The 17,242-nt window shown below is 29.6% G+C and carries 13 protein-coding genes and 1 pseudogene; 8 read left to right on the plus strand and 6 right to left on the minus strand.

The annotated features are described in order from the left end of the window. Window positions 1–1,122 (plus strand): annotated as a pseudogene (locus R4I97_RS07975) (hypothetical protein); the annotation flags it as partial. On the opposite strand, the gene pyrR reads toward R4I97_RS07975, so the two are convergent. Continuing rightward, window positions 1,119–1,646, minus strand: a complete 528-nt coding sequence (gene pyrR / locus R4I97_RS07980; RefSeq protein ID WP_295295931.1) for a bifunctional pyr operon transcriptional regulator/uracil phosphoribosyltransferase PyrR — start codon at window positions 1,644–1,646, stop codon at window positions 1,119–1,121. The pseudogene R4I97_RS07975 and the gene pyrR sit on opposite strands and share 4 nt — an antisense overlap. A 240-nt stretch (window positions 1,647–1,886) precedes the next feature. Between pyrR and R4I97_RS07985 the strand changes: the two genes are divergently transcribed. The 3 genes from R4I97_RS07985 to fliN are packed head-to-tail and all read left to right on the plus strand — an operon-like array spanning window position 1,887 to window position 4,548. Next, the gene (locus tag R4I97_RS07985) at window positions 1,887–2,435 is read left to right on the plus strand and encodes a flagellar basal body-associated FliL family protein (protein ID WP_297285671.1); all 549 of its coding nucleotides are present in this window, start codon (window positions 1,887–1,889) and stop codon (window positions 2,433–2,435) included. A gap of 30 nt (window positions 2,436–2,465) precedes the next feature. Beyond that, window positions 2,466–3,497 carry a flagellar motor switch protein FliM gene (gene fliM, locus R4I97_RS07990; protein ID WP_013244574.1) on the plus strand — a complete coding sequence of 344 codons (1,032 nt, stop codon included), beginning with the start codon at window positions 2,466–2,468 and terminating at the stop codon, window positions 3,495–3,497. 4 nt (window positions 3,498–3,501) lie between these two features. Then, on the plus strand, window positions 3,502–4,548 hold the full coding sequence (gene fliN / locus R4I97_RS07995; protein WP_335784543.1) for a flagellar motor switch protein FliN: 1,047 nt from the start codon (window positions 3,502–3,504) through the stop codon (window positions 4,546–4,548). A 460-nt stretch (window positions 4,549–5,008) separates the two neighbouring features. On the opposite strand, the gene R4I97_RS08000 is transcribed toward fliN, so the two are convergent. From R4I97_RS08000 to trxA, 4 genes are all read right to left on the minus strand, one after another. Continuing rightward, a complete protein-coding gene (locus tag R4I97_RS08000; RefSeq protein WP_335784544.1) occupies window positions 5,009–5,551 on the minus strand; it encodes a hypothetical protein in 543 nt (180 codons plus the stop codon). Window position 5,552: 1 nt separating this feature from the next. Further along, window positions 5,553–7,091 carry an NAD(P)H-hydrate dehydratase gene (locus R4I97_RS08005; protein ID WP_335784545.1) on the minus strand — a complete coding sequence of 513 codons (1,539 nt, stop codon included), beginning with the start codon at window positions 7,089–7,091 and terminating at the stop codon, window positions 5,553–5,555. Window positions 7,092–7,114: 23 nt separating this feature from the next. Further along, entirely contained in the window at window positions 7,115–8,773 is a 1,659-nt protein-coding gene (locus tag R4I97_RS08010; protein ID WP_335784546.1) for a hypothetical protein, read from the minus strand. A gap of 109 nt (window positions 8,774–8,882) precedes the next feature. Further along, on the minus strand, window positions 8,883–9,200 hold the full coding sequence (trxA, locus tag R4I97_RS08015; protein WP_335784547.1) for a thioredoxin: 318 nt from the start codon (window positions 9,198–9,200) through the stop codon (window positions 8,883–8,885). Window positions 9,201–9,563: 363 nt separating this feature from the next. Here trxA and R4I97_RS08020 point away from each other — a divergent pair, with 363 nt between their 5' ends. Continuing rightward, window positions 9,564–10,628, plus strand: coding sequence for a Glu/Leu/Phe/Val dehydrogenase (locus R4I97_RS08020; RefSeq protein WP_335784548.1), 1,065 nt, complete (start codon window positions 9,564–9,566; stop codon window positions 10,626–10,628). A gap of 425 nt (window positions 10,629–11,053) precedes the next feature. Here R4I97_RS08020 and R4I97_RS08025 read toward each other — a convergent pair whose 3' ends face one another. Then, a complete protein-coding gene (locus tag R4I97_RS08025) occupies window positions 11,054–11,923 on the minus strand; it encodes a glycine--tRNA ligase subunit alpha (protein ID WP_013244600.1) in 870 nt (289 codons plus the stop codon). Window positions 11,924–12,156: 233 nt separating this feature from the next. On the opposite strand from R4I97_RS08025, the gene adhE reads away from it, so the two are divergent. The 3 genes from adhE to R4I97_RS08040 all read left to right on the plus strand — a co-directional run bounded on the left by adhE (window position 12,157) and on the right by R4I97_RS08040 (window position 17,225). Continuing rightward, complete coding sequence (gene adhE / locus R4I97_RS08030; protein WP_335784549.1) at window positions 12,157–14,760, plus strand: bifunctional acetaldehyde-CoA/alcohol dehydrogenase; 2,604 nt, start codon at window positions 12,157–12,159, stop codon at window positions 14,758–14,760. A gap of 306 nt (window positions 14,761–15,066) precedes the next feature. Next, window positions 15,067–16,362 (plus strand): phosphopyruvate hydratase, encoded by a 1,296-nt coding sequence (gene eno / locus R4I97_RS08035; protein WP_295296861.1) that lies wholly within the window; start codon window positions 15,067–15,069, stop codon window positions 16,360–16,362. 404 nt (window positions 16,363–16,766) lie between these two features. After that, window positions 16,767–17,225, plus strand: coding sequence for a bacteriohemerythrin (locus R4I97_RS08040; RefSeq protein WP_335784550.1), 459 nt, complete (start codon window positions 16,767–16,769; stop codon window positions 17,223–17,225). The last annotated feature ends 17 nt before the right edge of the window (window positions 17,226–17,242 follow it).

Below are 17,242 nucleotides of genomic sequence, written 5' to 3' on the forward strand. Positions count from 1 at the left end.
GTTATAGATGATAATACTCTAATAGGTGTCGAAGAAGAAGAAACAGTTATAGATGATAATACTTTAATAGGTGTTGAAGAAGAAGAAACAGTTATAGATGATAATACTTTAATAGGTGTTGAAGAAGAAGAAACAGTTATAGATGATAATGCTCTAATAGGAGCAGAAGAAGAAGAAACAGTTATAGATGATAATACTTTAATAGGTGTTGAAGAAGAAGAAACAGTTATAGATGATAATACTTTAATAGGAGCAGAAGAAGAAAAAACAGTTATAGATGATAATGCTCTAATAGGTGTCGAAGAAGAAGAAACAGTTATAGATGACAATGCTCTAATAGGTGTCGAAGAAGAAGAAACAGTTATAGATGATGATGCTCTAATAGGTGCTGATGAATTAGAGGAAATAGTAGATGATAATGCTTTAATAGGTGATGATGAAGAAGAACATGAAATTAATAGCAATGTCCTAATAGGTGATGATGAAGAATTAGAGGAAATAGTAGAAAATAATTTAGAAAAATTGAATGAAATTATGGAATTAAATGCTGTTAATCAAATAAAAGATTCCGATTTAAGTATTATGGAGCATTTTATATCAGGAGAAAATGATGAAGATGCCCATGAGCTTATACATATAGAAAATAAAAAAAATAATAATAATAATGATAAAAATAGAAAATCTGTTGAAGAATATGATGAAACAGATAAACTTCTAACAAAGGAATTTACAATGGCGGAAGAAAAAGAATTATATGAAACAGAAAAAAATAATATAGAAACAAATGTGAAAGTAGAAGATGAATTTAGCCTTAATGAAGATATAGAAAAAAAAGAAAATACAGGATATAACCCTAATGAAGATTTTGATGGAGAAATAAGTCAATTAGATTTAGATTTTGCTATAAAAATGTTTGAAGCAGAAGAAAGCAGCAACGGAGAAATAGAGTGCTGCAGTAAAAATGATCTCTTACTATCAGAAAGTGAAATGAATAAGTTTAAAAAATTATTTTTCTACTTTAAAAAGATAGTAGAGAAAATGCCTCCAGAATGTTTAAAAGACTTCTCTAAGACAGAGTTTTATGATGCTTATTCATCTTTAAGCAGAAAATTCGACGATTAAGCTTTATCCTTAAGTAGAACTATATCTTCGCCTTCTAATTCTTTTATTCTTACAGATATATATTGATCAGCAGGAACATTTAATGCAAGCCCAACATAGTTTGCAGATATAGGCAGCTCTCTTCCAAATCTATCTACCAATACAAGCAAAACAACCCTTTGCGGCCTTCCATATTCAAATAAAGCATTTAAAGCAGCTCTAATAGTTCTTCCAGTATAAAGCACATCATCTACAAGAAGAATGCTTTTACCAGTGATATCAAAAGGTATATCAGTTTCTTTAATTTCAGGGAATTCAGATAAAGTAGATAAATCATCTCTATAGAGGTTAATATCAATAGCGCCTATAGGTATGTCTATATTTATTTTCTCTTCTATAAGTTTTTTAAGTCTTACAGCCAAATAATCGCCTCTTCTTCTTATACCAACAATAGAAAGCTTATCCATATTTTCTTTCTCAATTACCTCAGCGGCAAGTCTTGGAAGCACTTTTTCATAATCTTCAGCTTTTAATAAAACTCTCATCAATATAACCCCTTTATTTATCTTTGTAAAAAAACACTATTTTGATTATAATATTAAAGCAAAAAAAATCAATATAATAATTTTTACATTTTCTAAAAAAAATATGTTAAGTATTTTCTTAGTTTACCGATTTTTAATACAGATACAGTAATAACAAAGTTAACATAAGAGTTGATTATTTATTTTACTGTTATATAATAAAAGGTATTATTAAATATTTAATTAAGCGAGGAAATTTATATGGCAGAACAAGAAGAAAATTTAGAATTAGAAGAAGGCGAAGAAGAGGAACAAAACGAAGCTCAAGCAAAGAAAAAATTCACTTTAAGCCCGATGATAATAAAAATACTAATGATAGTAGCTGCCATTTTAGTAGTTGCTTTGATATCTGGACTTATAGCATTTTTTGTTTCTAAGAGCGTAGGAAGAGCTGCAGGAGTAAATGCTGGAGTAGTGGATGGCATGATTAAACAGCCGCCTCCAACATATTTCCCTATTACTCCAGAATTTAATGTGAATACTGCTGATATGGATGTTGCAAGATTTGTAAGGGTAAGCATAGTATTGACTTACACTACTAATGTTAAACAATTAGCAGTAGAGCTTCCAGAGAGAGGATATATGATAAGAGACAGAATATATTCTTTAATAAGTTCTTATACTTATGATCAACTAAGAACTAATGAAGGAAGAGAGCAGTTAAAGGCTGATATTAAACGCGAAATAAATAGTATGTTAAAAAACGGACAAATAGATGATATATTATTTGATAGTTTCTTATTGAGTTAATGAGTTAAAATAAAGTAGAAGGATAATAGTATGACAGAAGTATTGTCACAAAGCGAAATAGATGCATTATTAAGTGCTATATCATCTGGCGAAGTGTTGGATAATATTGATACTAAACGTGTAGAAGTAGAGCATAGAAAGATTAAAATTTATGACTTTAAGCGTCCTGACAAATTCTCTAAAGACCAAATAAGAACGCTTCAAATGATGCATGAAAACTTTGCACGTGTTACTACAACTTCATTATCAGCTCAGTTAAGAACTTTGGTAGGTATTCACGTAGCAAGCGTAGACCAGCTTACTTATGAAGAGTTTATAAGAAGCGTAAGTAACCCATCTACTTTGGCTATTGTGAGTATGGACCCTTTAAAAGGAAGTTCTATTTTAGAGATTGACCCATCTATTACTTTTACTATTATAGATAGGTTATTTGGCGGAGCTGGAGAGAGTCCTAAAAACTTAAATAGAGAATTAACAGATATTGAGTTGTCTGTTATGGAAGGTATTATAGTAAGAATATTAGGTAACTTAAGAGAAGCTTGGTCTCAGGTGATAGACTTAAGACCGCGCTTGGGTTCTATAGAAACTAACCCTCAGTTTGCTCAAATGGTTAGCCCTAATGACATGGTTGTACTTATTACTTTAGAGACAAAGGTTGCTGATGTTGAAGGTATGATGAACTTTTGTATACCTTATATTACTATTGAACCTATACTTTCTAAATTCTCTGCTCAATATTGGTATGCTTCTGTAAGAAGAGGAAGTACTAGCGAAAACTTAAAAATTATTAAAGAAAAATTACAAAATATATATGTTGAAACTTCGGCTGAACTTGGTTCTATGCAATTACCATTATCAGACATTCTTAACTTGCAAAAGGGTGATGTTGTTAAGTTTACAGAAACTAAGATTACTGACCCTGTGATATTCAAGATTGGTACTAGGAAGAAATTCTTATGCCGTCCTGGTATATCTGGAAGCAGAATGGCTGTACAGCTTACTGGTGTTATGGATGGAGAAACTGATATCACCGAAGATGATTTATTAAAAGAGGAGGATTAAGGTTATGATGAGTGACGGTGCATTATCTCAAGATGAAATAGAAGCTTTGCTTAAAGGAAGTGAAGATGCTTTTGGCGGCTCTGATAACGCTTCAGCATCTGCTGGAAACGGCAATAATGTAGATAAGCAGCTTTTTAATGAGGCAGCGAAAATCATAGCAGATAATCAAGCTTATTCATTATCTTCTATTTCTACAAAGACTGTGTCCATCACAAATATTACTACAACTGTTGGAGATGTAAGTAATTTGCATCAAATGCTTTCTGGTAAAGTAATAGAGGCAAAAGTATCATACACTGGCTCAGCTAATGGTAATGTTTATTATTTTATGGATGAAAAAGAAGCTTTAACTATAGCTTCTCTTATGACTGGTCAAGCTGAGACTGATTTGAATGATATGGTAGCTCAAGTATTAAAAGAAGCTTTCTCTCAAATGATTGGGGTTTCTGATAGTGCTTTAACTTCTAAGTTTGGAGGAAGTTTTACTAATGCTCCTGTAGAAACTACTATATTAGATGATTCTGCTTCTATAAATATTGCTGGACCTTTAGCTATAGTAAATGCTTCTCTAAGTATAGATGGAGAAATAGATAACGCTCCTTATATATTTGCTTTTGAATTGCCTGTTTTGCAAGCTATTTTATCTAATGCTTCGAAAAATACTTCTGCTGCAAATACTTCAACTGCAAATGCTAATAATAATGCTCAAATTAATGATGTTAGTAAACAGCTTGGTGTACAGCATGCAGAATTTAATTCTTTAATGCCTGCTTCTGATGTTCAGGGTACTGGTAACATTGGTCTACTTATGGACGTTACTATGAATATGACCGTTGAACTTGGAAGAGCTACTATGACTATTAAAGATATTTTAGGTCTTGGCGAAGGTTCTATAATTGAGCTTCAAAAGTTAGCTGGTGAACCTGTGGATTTGCTTGTTAATGGAAAATTAATCGCTAAGGGTGAGGTTGTAGTTATCGATGAAAACTTCGGTGTTCGTGTAACTGATATTATCAGCCCTATGGACAGATTAAGAAATAAATCTAAATAAGAGATAAGATTTTAATTAAACATAAATACCTTTTTATAACGGAGTTTTTAAAAGCTCCGTTTTTTATTTTTAAAGTATAGCAATTATATTTTGTTATATAAATTTTTATTTTATTCAACTTTTTCCCGCGTACGAGCTGTACCACCTTGCCGCACGGTAATGTTATGCTTTAATTATAACTTCTTAGAAGTGCGGGGGAGTGCATTTTAATGCGCAATTAAATTATAAAATTTATAATAAAAATGCAGTTCTTCGCGTAGCGTATCCGAAGGATATAAGCTTCTTTTATACCAATACCGAAGGCACTGCCTTAGGTCGTCCTGAAGGACTCCCTTCAGTCGTACCGAGTAGGTGCCTATCTGCAAAAGAACTGTGGGTTAGGGGATAGTCCAAGAAATAATTTAAACAAAAAACTAATCTCTTATAGACTTAACAATTTTTCACTACAAACTAAAAATTACTATCTTCTTATTCTCACAAAATTGCTATGAGTAAAATTATTATCTATATCTAAAACTATTAACATTCTATCTGCTTTTTTCCAATAATTCTTATCAAACGGCATTCTAAAACCAATACGCTGACCTACCGGAAACATTACATTATAAAACTTGTCATTGCCTGTAAAGATAAGTTTTTTATTATTATATAATGATACGCTTGCTTTTAATTCTTCTATTGTATTAGAATTAGTATAATTAAAATTATTAACTTCTATAGTAGCTACTACAACTTCAGGGTTCTTTGAATCTATATTGTTAATTTTACTTGTGATAGGAGCTCTAAACTTCCTAAAAAACTCTATATTATCAAATAGCCCAGCCCTATTTGCAAAGAAGAGTACTACTACAATAGTGAGAAATCCTCCATAAAGAAGCATAAACCATCTTTTAGAAAATACATTCGAACTTCTTGGTATTTTAGGCATTTTTGGAGTATGCGGCGGTTTAATATTATAAAACTCTAATTCTGGTTTTTTAGGGTCATATACCTCTCTTGCCAATTTATATCATCCTCTTTAATATTTTTGATTGAAAATAAGCAACATCTTTTGCCTGAACAGAATCATTTCCCAATTTTTTACTAGCCTCTAAAAAACTTTTTGACTGCAATATTAATGCTAACTTTGAAGCTTCAAGCATTTGTAATTTTCTTGCTAAAAAAGCTCCGACAAAACCAGCTAATACATCTCCCATTCCTGCTTTACCCATAGAAACTGTAGGGTTATAATTTATATATATATCATCATCATTCATCAAAAAGCTAACAGCATCTTTTAATATTATATTTGCTTTAGTAATTTCCCTAAACTTTTGTAATGCATTATAAGGATTAGTTAAAGCTTCTATATGATTAATACCTGTAAGCTTTTCAAACTCATAAATATGCGGAGTAAGTAAAAAGTTATTACCCAATTCTGATAAAGTACTTTGAAACATCAAATATAAAGCATCAGCATCTACAACTGTAGGAATGTTTATTTGTTTTAATATAGAATTAATAAAAACCTCTGTAGACATATCTCTGCCAATACCAGAGCCTATTATACAAGCGTCACTCTTATTTATATCTTCTGCAATATATAAATCATCTGCTGTAAAACATTTATTATCATATTCTCCAACGCCTATAACAACAATTTCAGGCATATCTATCATTACAGCATTTCTAACAGTTTCTAATATAGCCTTAGGAACATAAAGTCTAATATATCCAACTCCGCTCCTATAAGCTGCCTTTGCAGATAATATACAAGCTCCTATATATTCATAACTTCCAGCTACTATAGCAAGCTTTCCCTGTTCCCTCTTAGAATAAAAAGCATTTCTTACTATTTCTATATTCTCATCAAAATCTATTAAATTAGCAACATAAGGAGCTTCATTTAATATATTCTCTGGAAATATTGATTTTATTATAAATAACTCACCAATATATTCCCTCGTGTTATATAAAAACATAATGTCCTTAGCAAAACATACAGTATAAGTTTCATCTGCTTTAAAACAACTATTGGAATTATCATCAATCTTTGAATATAGCCCAGAAGGTATATCTATAGCTATTCTTATAATATTTAAATCATTTAAACTATCTACTAAAAGTTTCTGTATTCCGCCTAAAGGTCTTCTTCCCCCTGTACCAAATAATGAATCTAAAACTATATCGTTTTCATCTATCAAATTAATAGCTTCATAAACATTCTCTTCGCTGCCTAAATACTTTATTTCAACATTCATAGATTTTAATATATTGAAATTAGCATAAGTATCTTTATTAACTTTATCTAAATTACCAGTAATATAAACATTGACATTATATCCGTTTTTTATTAAATATCTCGCAATAGCAAATCCATCTCCTCCATTGCCTCCAACAGAGGAAAATATATGTACAAAATGATTATTAAGTGTTTCAGTATATCTCTCTTCCAATAAGTTAAATATATCTAAAGCTACATGCTCCATTAAAAGTATAGAAGGAATTTTTTCAGTTGTTTTTTTATCTATACTTATTAGCTCTTCTGTTGTTACTACCTTCATTTAGATATCCTTATTTTTTTATGTTATTTTCTATATTTTGTATTATCTTTAATTATTTCTATCAATGAAGATATAGGATTTTTAGTAACTTTATTATATCTGTTCATTCTATATAATAGATTATTAATTCCAGAATGTTCTGATAATATTTTTGTATAAGTTTCATTAGATATTGAATTAGTGTTATCCTTAAAAACTCTTATATCATAATAAGCAGCTAATTTTAATGACCACATAGCATGGTTATATTTTTTTCCGCCTTGTAAAATAGGATAAACTTTAATAAAAGATTTTGATAAGCTATTTTCAAATGCTATCAAATCATCTACATTGCAAAATTTGGGTACCAATTTATAAGTTATTTTACTGCCTTTTTTTATTGGTGTAATTATATCATATTTGTTATAAGCAGATATGATAGGCCAGTAAGTGGAATTCCCATAAATCTCTTTAGCTATGTCCCAATAATACATATTATTTGATACTGTATAAGATGAACTTACAGTATTAACATTTGTAAAATATCCGTTTACTATATCATATAATTTTTGATTATCTACATTGCTGCTTCCATTATTATTAACATTCAAAAGAAGCATAATGATAACAGCGATAATAACAACTATTGCTGCTGCTATTTTTAATATAACAAAATTGCTTTTTGTTTCTTTTTTTTCTTTGACTTGCTTTATTTCTTTTTTTTGCTTATTAGCTTTTATTTGTTTATCAGAAATATTTGCCATGTCTAATAATTCATCTTTACTATAATCTTTCATTTCTAATTTATTTTCATTAGAAATAGCTGCTTTTTCATTAAAGAATTTATTATTAACTCTATTAATAAAAACCTCATCAGCATTAAAACCAACATAACCTTTATTGTAGAAAAAAGTTCCAAAATTATCTATACAAATACTTTCGTTATGATCAACTAAGTGTCTAATATTTTCAAATACCGCTTCAAAAAATTTCTTCTTTTCTAATCTATCATCAACATTATCAACCTTTGATATTATGCTGTAAAGCGAAGCATCAAACCCCATATCAGCACTTCTAAAAGCTATATTATAATTCTTATCAATAAATATATTTCCAACTTCATAAATAAAAAATATTTTCTTTTCTAATACCAAAGAAGCAATATTTTCAAATAGATTGTTAATTTCATCTTTAATAAACTTTCTGCTTAAATTCTTTTTAGCTGAGCATAATCTATCTATTAGTTTATTATATCCCAAATATTTATTTTTAATATTTTGAATCTTCATTTCAACTAAATAAACTAAAGTTCTATCTTTTTCAAAGTTTACATAACCATCATCATGGAAAAAAGTGCCGAAATTTTCTATGTATACTTTCTCTCCATTATCAACTAAATGTCTGATATTTTCAAAAATCATCTCATATAATTTCTTTTTAATGGCTCTATTTTTTACAGTATCATATTTTTCTGTTATAGTATTCAAAGAAGCATCGAAAGACATATCAGCACTTCTAAACATAATATTATAATTTTTATCTAAATATATATACCCCAATTCATACATATAAAAAACTTTATTATTTAAAACATATGGAGTAATACTAGAAAATAATTCATTGATAAGTTTATTAATTTCAGTTTTTGTGGTTCTTAATCTTGAAGACAATCTCTCAATTAATGTATTATTTGTACTAAACATAACTACCCCTTAAATAAACATAATCAAATTATATATTAATTTAAAATAAAAAAAAGCCTAATTCTGTAATTTTATACAAAAATCAGGCCTTTCTATTTTTTGATTTATTTTATAGATATTCTTGAAGCCATTCTTTTAATTGAGCCTCATTTTTCATTCCTTCAGCTCTCTTAACAACTTCTCCGTTTTTAAAAACCATAAGTGTAGGTATAGATTGAACACCATATTTAGCAGCTATCTCTTCTGCTTCATCAACATTCACAGCAGCGAAATTCATTTTATCAGAATTAGCATCTGCTACCTTATGCAAAACAGGTGTTTGCATTTTACAAGGTCCGCACCATTCAGCAAAAAAATCTACTAAAGTTGCCTTATCTGATGATACTGCGCTATCAAAATTATCTGATTTTAATTCTTGTACTGACATATTAATAATCCCCCTCGTTAATAATACTTAATGTTCGTATAATCTAAACATAATTTTAATAAATGTCAATAGAATTATTTGTATTTTAAAACTAAATTAACATAATTAATTATATTGAACCATAATTGATATTAAATTATGTACTTTTATATTGGTTTTTATTATGTATATATGAATAATTGATTAAGTTTTATTAATTTTTATGCTTATGTATAAGTTTAAAAATTTAAATACTTAATATAATTATAAATTATATATATTTGAAATCTGTATTATAAAAAATATTAAAAAACTTGACAATGGTGAAAGGCTAACTATACTTGAATACAGATGATAATTTTATATAAGGGAGACATACATCTTATGGAAATTTTTAATTACATGGAAAAATATAATTATGAAGAGTTAGTGTTTTTCAATGATAGTAAAACAGGTCTTAAAGCTATCACATGTATTCATTCTACAAAGTTAGGTCCATCTTTGGGTGGAACTAGGCTTTGGAATTATAAATCAGAGGGCGAAGCTATAGAAGATGTTTTAAGGCTTGCAAGAGGTATGTCTTTAAAATCGGCATGTGCCGGTCTTGATTTGGGAGGCGGTAAAACAGTAATAATAGCAGACCCTAAAAAAGTTAAAGGCAATGAACTTTTTTGGAGGTCTTATGGAAGATTTATTGAATCTTTAAATGGAAGATATATTACTGCTGAAGATGTAAACACAAGCACAGAAGAGATGGAATATGTTGCTAAGGAAACTAATTTTGTAGCAGGGCTTAGAAGCAAATCAGGAGACCCTTCACCTATGACAGCTTATGGTGTTTATATGGCTATGAAGGCTAGTGCTTTAAAAGCATTTGGAAGCGATAATTTGGGAGGTAAAAAAATATCTGTTCAAGGGCTTGGACATGTGGGTTTGGTTTTATGTGATTATTTGGCTAAGGATAATGCTGAGCTAATAGTATCAGATATTGACAGCGACAAGGTAAGAAAAGTTGTTGAACTTTATAAGGCTAAGGAAGTTGATGTTAATGCTATATATGAACAAGATGTTGATATATTTGCTCCTTGCGGACTCGGTGCTATTATTAATGATGAAACTATACCAAAATTAAAATGTAAGGTTATAGCTGGTTCTGCTAATAATGTTCTTAAAGAATCTCATCATGGAAAGATTTTAAAAGATAAAGGAATAGTATATGCTCCAGATTATGTAGCCAATGCGGGAGGCGTTATAAACGTAGCTATGGAAAACCCTGTTTATAATTATGAAGCTGCAAAGAGTGCTACAGAGAAAATATATAATAGAATATTAGAGATTTTTGAAATATCAGACAGAGAAAATATCTCTACTAATGAAGCAGCAGATAAATTAGCTATACAAAGAATAGAAGCAATAGGCGAAATACATTCGAGGTATATAAGAAAGTAATATATACTTAAACGAACATATTTTGAAATATAAGTTTTTGCTTTATTTAATTTTTTTATGCATCAAAAAGTGCAAATATTTTTGTTTATATGCTGTTAATAATGTATTAAATGTAAATAAAATGCAGTTTTTCGTGAAGCGTATCCGAAAGATATAAGTTTTTTTTATTGGTATAAAAGAACCAAAATGACTGCATTTTTAGATAAAATACAAGTATTGTTTTGCATCTATAGATATTCCAACATATAAAGTTAAAAAAAGTTTGCATTTTTTGCAACTTTTTGCGGCGGGAAAAAGTTGAATAAAATAAAAATTTATAATAGATAGTATAGTTGTTTGGATATACAAAAAATAATTTATTTATAAAAAAGCGGGCTTAGAAAATAAGTCCGCTTTATTTTTATATATATTATTGTTTTATATTTTTATTTTTTTATTAACGGATATCCCATTTTCTCTCTTGATTCTATATAAGCTGCAGATACCTTTTTCATTAAATCTCTTACTCTTGCAATATATCCAGCTCTCTCTGTTACGCTTATTGCATTTCTTGCATCAAGCATATTAAATACATGCGAACTTTTCATTACCATATCATAAGCAGGAAGCACGCATCCATTAGCTAAACATCTATCACATTCTTCTTCATATTCTTTAAAATGCCTAAAATACATATCAGTGTCAGCTATTTCAAAATTATATTTAGAAAACTCTTTTTCTCCCTGTAAATGTACATCGCCATATTTTATTCCGTGTCCCCATTCCAAATCATACACATTATCAACATTTTGTAAGTACATACATATTCTTTCAAGTCCGTAAGTGATTTCACCTGTTATAGGTTTTAAGTTTATTCCGCCAACAGCTTGGAAATATGTAAATTGTGTTATCTCCATACCATCAAGCCAAACTTCCCAACCAAGTCCCCAAGCTCCGAGCGTAGGCGATTCCCAGTCATCATGTACAAATCTTATATCATGATCTTTAAAACTTATTCCTAATGCTTCTAAACTTTGTATATATAAATCTTGAATGTTTTCTGGAGAGGGCTTCATTATTACTTGATATTGATAATAATGCTGAAGTCTGTTTGGGTTTTCTCCGTATCTTCCATCTGTTGGTCTCCTTGAAGGTTCTACATAAGCAACACTAAAAGGTTCTGGACCTAATGCTCTTAATGCAGTTGCGGGGTTAAATGTTCCTGCTCCTACTTCTAAGTCATAGCCTTGCTGTATTATACATCCATTTTCACTCCAGAATTTATTTAAAGTCATTATTAAATCACTAAATGTCATTTTTGAGTTTTCTCCGATAATATTATATTTTTGCTTCTATTATATAATATATACAATTTAATTGCTATAAATTTATTAAAAAATCATATTATTTTATATACTTTTTAATGTTTTAATATTAAAAAGCAATCTTCTTTTTGTACTATAATATATTTATTATGATATCGCTATTGACTTTATTATATAGTTATAGTACAATATTATCAAAAATTTTTAAGGTTTAGGAGAAGTAAATGACTAAAGATTTAAATTCAAAAAGCGGAAATTCTATACTCGATGACTTAATATCAAAAGCCAAAAAAGCTCAGGAAATATATTCTACTTTCTCACAAGAACAAGTAGATAATATATTTAAAGCATGTGCCATTGCTATTAACAGCAGAAGAATACCTTTGGCAAAAATGGCAGTAGAAGAGACAGGTATGGGAGTAGTAGAAGATAAGGTAATAAAAAATCACTTTGCTTCTGAATATATTTATAACAAATTCAAAAATATGAAGACATGCGGAATCATAAGTGAAGATACAGCTATGGGAATGAAAAAAGTAGCAGAGCCTGTTGGTATAATAGCAGGTGTTGTACCTACTACAAACCCAACATCAACTGCAGCATTTAAATCATTAATAGCTTTGAAGACAAGAAATGCAATAGTATTTTCTCCGCATCCAAGAGCTAAAAAATGTACAGCTGAAGTTTGCAAGATTATTAATAGAGTAGCTGTTGAGCATGGCGCTCCAGATGGACTTATAGGTTGTATAGAAGAGCCTACAGTTGAGCTTTCTGCTGCTTTAATGAGCCATCCTCAAATTAATTTAATACTTGCTACTGGAGGACCTGGAATGGTTAAGGCTGCTTATTCTAGCGGCAAGCCTGCTTTAGGTGTTGGTGCTGGTAATACTCCTGCAATAATCGACGAAACTGCTGATATTAAAATGGCTGTTAACTCTGTTATAATGAGTAAGACTTTTGACAATGGTATGATATGTGCAAGTGAACAGACTGTTGTTGTTGTAAAAAGTGTTTATGAGGAAGTAAAAAAAGAGTTCTTATATAGAGGTGCTTATCTTTTAAACAAAGACGAAAAAGCTAAACTTAGCAAGGTAATGATTATAGACGGTGCTTTGAATGCTAAAATAGTAGGTCAGCCTGCTTATGTTATAGCTAAGATGGCTGGAATAACTGTTCCAGAAGAGACAAAAATACTCATAGGTGAAGCTTCTTCTATAAGCAAAGACGAAGCATTCTCTTATGAAAAATTATCACCTGTACTTGGTATGTATAAGGCTGATAATTATGATGATGCTGTTGAAAAAGCTCATAATTTAATAGTGTTTGGCGGACTTGGACACACTTCTGTGCTTTATACAGATGAAGATAATCAAAAAGAAAGAATTAAAAAATTCTACGAAAAAATGCCTACAGGAAGAATACTTATAAATATGCCGTCTTCTCAAGGGGCTATAGGAGATGTATATAACTTCAGATTAGAACCATCTTTGACATTAGGATGCGGAAGCTGGGGTAACAACTCTACAAGTGAGAACGTTGGTCCTAAACATCTTTTAAATATTAAATCTGTAGCTTCAAGGAGAGAAAATATGTTATGGTATAGAGTACCAGAAAAAATATATTTAAAGAGAGGTTCATTAGATGTTGCTTTAAGAGAATATGCTAACAAAAAAAGAGCATTAATCATCACTGACGGACCGCTTTTCAAATTAGGTGTAACTGATAATGTTACTAAAGTATTAGATGATATAGGAGTAAAATACACTATATTCTCTGATGTTAAACCTGACCCTACAATCAGCACAGTTAGAGATATAGTAAAAACTGCTAATGCATTTGAACCTGATGTTATTATAGCATTAGGAGGAGGTTCTCCAATAGATGCTGGTAAGATTGCTTGGCTTCTTTATGAAAACCCTGAAGTAAAATTTGAAGATATTGCTATGGTATTTATGGATATAAGAAAGAGAATATGTGATGCTGGAGAATTAGGTAAAAAGGCTCAGTTTGTTGCTATACCTACTACTTCTGGTACTGGTTCTGAAACTACTCCTTTTGCTGTTATCACTGATGATGCTACACATATTAAATATCCTATTACAGATTATGCTCTAACACCTGATATGGCTATACTTGATGCTAATTTGGTTATGAGTATGCCAAGAGGCTTATGTGCTGCAAGCGGTATAGACTCTTTAACACATGCTCTTGAGGCTTATGCTTCTATATGTTCTACTGAGTTTTCTAACTCTAATGCTGAAAAAGCTATTAAACTTATATTTAAATATTTACCTGCTTCATATAAAGAAGGTGCAGAAAATCCTGTAGCTCGTGAAAATATGCATTATGCTGCTTCACTTGCTGGTATGGCTTTTGCTAACGCTTTCTTGGGTATTTGTCACTCATTGGCTCATAAACTTGGTGCTGCTTTCAATATTCCTCATGGTATTGCTAATGCTCTTTTAATATGTCAGGTTGTTAAATATAATGCTAATGAAAAGCCTACTAAACAAGGTTTATTCCCTCAATATAAATATCCTCATGCAAGAGAGAGATATGCATTTATTGCTGATATGCTCGAGCTTGGCGGTAAAAATGATAATGAAAAAGTAGCTAATTTAATTAAAGCTATAAATGGTCTTAAAAAAGAACTTGATATACCTTTGTCTATTAAAGATTATGGTGTAGCTGAAAAAGACTTTATGGCTAAACTTGATGATATAGTAGAGCAGGCATTTAATGATCAATGTACTGGAGCTAACCCAGTGTATCCTCTTATGAAAGAATTAAAACAAATTTATTTAGATGCTTATAATGGTGTTTATTAATAAAATATTTCTTTTATAATTTTTTATGGGTGAGAAGCTTTATATTAGTTTCTTGCCCATTTTTATATGTAAATTAATTATGATACAAAAAATGAATATTTATTAGATTTTATTTTGCTTTTTGGAATATATATAGTAACTTGACTTATAATGAATGCTATATAAAAAGCTATGTCTGAAAATAGAATATTTAAATATAATTCTTTTAGATGATTATATTATTACATTCATTATTATTTTTTAACTTGAAATTTATACATTATGTTATATTATATATACAATTATAATTTATAAGGAGTTAATAATATGTCTTTAATAGATGATATAGTAGCTAGAGAGATATTAGATTCAAGAGGAAACCCTACAGTAGAAGTTGATGTTTATTTAGATAGCGGTGCTATGGGTAGAGCAGCAGTGCCATCAGGAGCTTCTACAGGTGAACATGAAGCAGTAGAATTAAGAGATGGAGATAAAAGCAGATATTTAGGAAAAGGCGTTCAAAAAGCAGTAGAAAATGTTAATGAAATTATTTGTAATGAGTTAATAGATATGGACGCTTTAGATCAAGTTGAAATAGACAGAACTATGATTGAACTTGACGGTACTGAAAACAAAGGTAAATTAGGTGCTAATGCTATACTTGGTGTATCACTTGCTGTAGCTAAAGCTGCTGCTGATGAATTAGGTATGCCATTATACAGATACATTGGTGGTTCTAATGCTAAAACTTTACCAGTACCTATGGCTAATATCTTAAACGGTGGTGCTCACTCATCAGCTCCAATCGATTTCCAAGAATATATGGTTATGCCAGTTGGTGCTCCTACTTTCAAAGAAGGTATACGTTATGTGGCTGAAGTATTCCATAACTTAAAAGCTATACTTCATGACAGAGGCTTAAGCACTACTGTTGGTGATGAAGGCGGATTCGCTCCAACTCTTAAAGATAATGAAGAGCCTCTTCAAGTAATTATGCAAGCTATAGAAAAAGCTGGATACAAGCCTGGCGATGATATAATGATTGCTATGGACCCTGCTTCAAGCGAATTCTATAACAAAGATAAGAAAAAATATGTATTCCATAAATCTGATAATAGAGAATTAACTCCTGCTGAAATGGTTGATTTCTATGCTGATTTATGCAGCAAATATCCTATTATCTCTATAGAAGATGGTGTTGCTGAAGATGACTGGGAAGGTTGGGCTTTACTTACTCAGAAATTAGGTAAAAAAGTTCAATTGGTTGGTGATGACTTGTTTGTTACTAATGTAAAAAGACTTCAAATGGGATTAGATAAAGGTGTTGCTAACTCTATTCTTATTAAAGTTAACCAAATCGGTTCTTTAACTGAAACTTTAGATTCTATTGAACTTGCTAAAACTCATAACTATACTGCTGTAGTTTCTCACAGATCTGGTGAAACTGAAGATGCTACTATTGCTGATATAGTTGTAGCTACTAATGCTGGTCAAATTAAAACTGGTTCTGCTTCAAGAAGTGATAGGATTGCTAAATACAATCAATTATTAAGAATAGAAGAAGAATTAGGCGACAGAGCAGTTTACTTAGGTAAAAAAGCTTTTTATAACGTTATAAAATAATATATTATTTAATACATTATAAAAAATATTGTTTTAAATTTATAAAAAAACAGGGAATAACTATATTTGAGTTGTTCCCTGTTTTTATATTTAATATAGAGTTGATTTTATCATTAAAAAATATCCTGTATAGCAGATAAAAATTTTATAGTATTAAATTAAGATTTTTTAGTTTTTATAAACAATTTATTATTAATTATTTTTTTATATGTTTTTTAATGGCGATATGTTTTAATATAGTAAAAAATGCAATTAATATAAAAAATATCCGAATAAAAAATAAGCATTATTAATATTGTTGTATAATATTTTTTCATTTTAATAGTGCAGAAAAAATTTAAATTTTGACAAAGTTGAAAATTTTTAGTATATTTAAAACATATATTGATATAAAAGGATTGTTTATGGAAAATAATATTCAAGAGATTAAATGGGAAAATAGGTTTAATACTGGATACAAAAGAGTTGATGATCAGCATAAGGAATTGGTTAATATATTAAATAAGTTAAATTTATTAGTTATAAATAAAGATATAACAAGGGAAGATGTATCAGAAGAGTTGAATAATATTATTAAGGATATGGTTGATTATGTTGCTTATCACTTTTCTACAGAAGAGGCTATAATGAAGGCTATAGATTATAGCGGATTCAAGAGCCATGTAGTTAAACACAGAAATTTTACTAATAAAGTTTTAGAAGAGGTGAATAATTATAAGAATGGTAAACAAATAGATATAAAAGGACTTATTGTATTTTTAAGAGATTGGTTGTTTAATCATATTGTAGTTGAGGATAAGGTTTTTATTAATGAAGTAAAATCTACTTTAGAAAAAATGGCTAGAGAAGAATATAATATGTAGTTATTTATAATAATACC

The sequence above is a fragment of the Brachyspira pilosicoli genome, from assembly GCF_036997485.1.
Classification (GTDB): Bacteria; Spirochaetota; Brachyspiria; order Brachyspirales; family Brachyspiraceae; genus Brachyspira; species Brachyspira pilosicoli_C.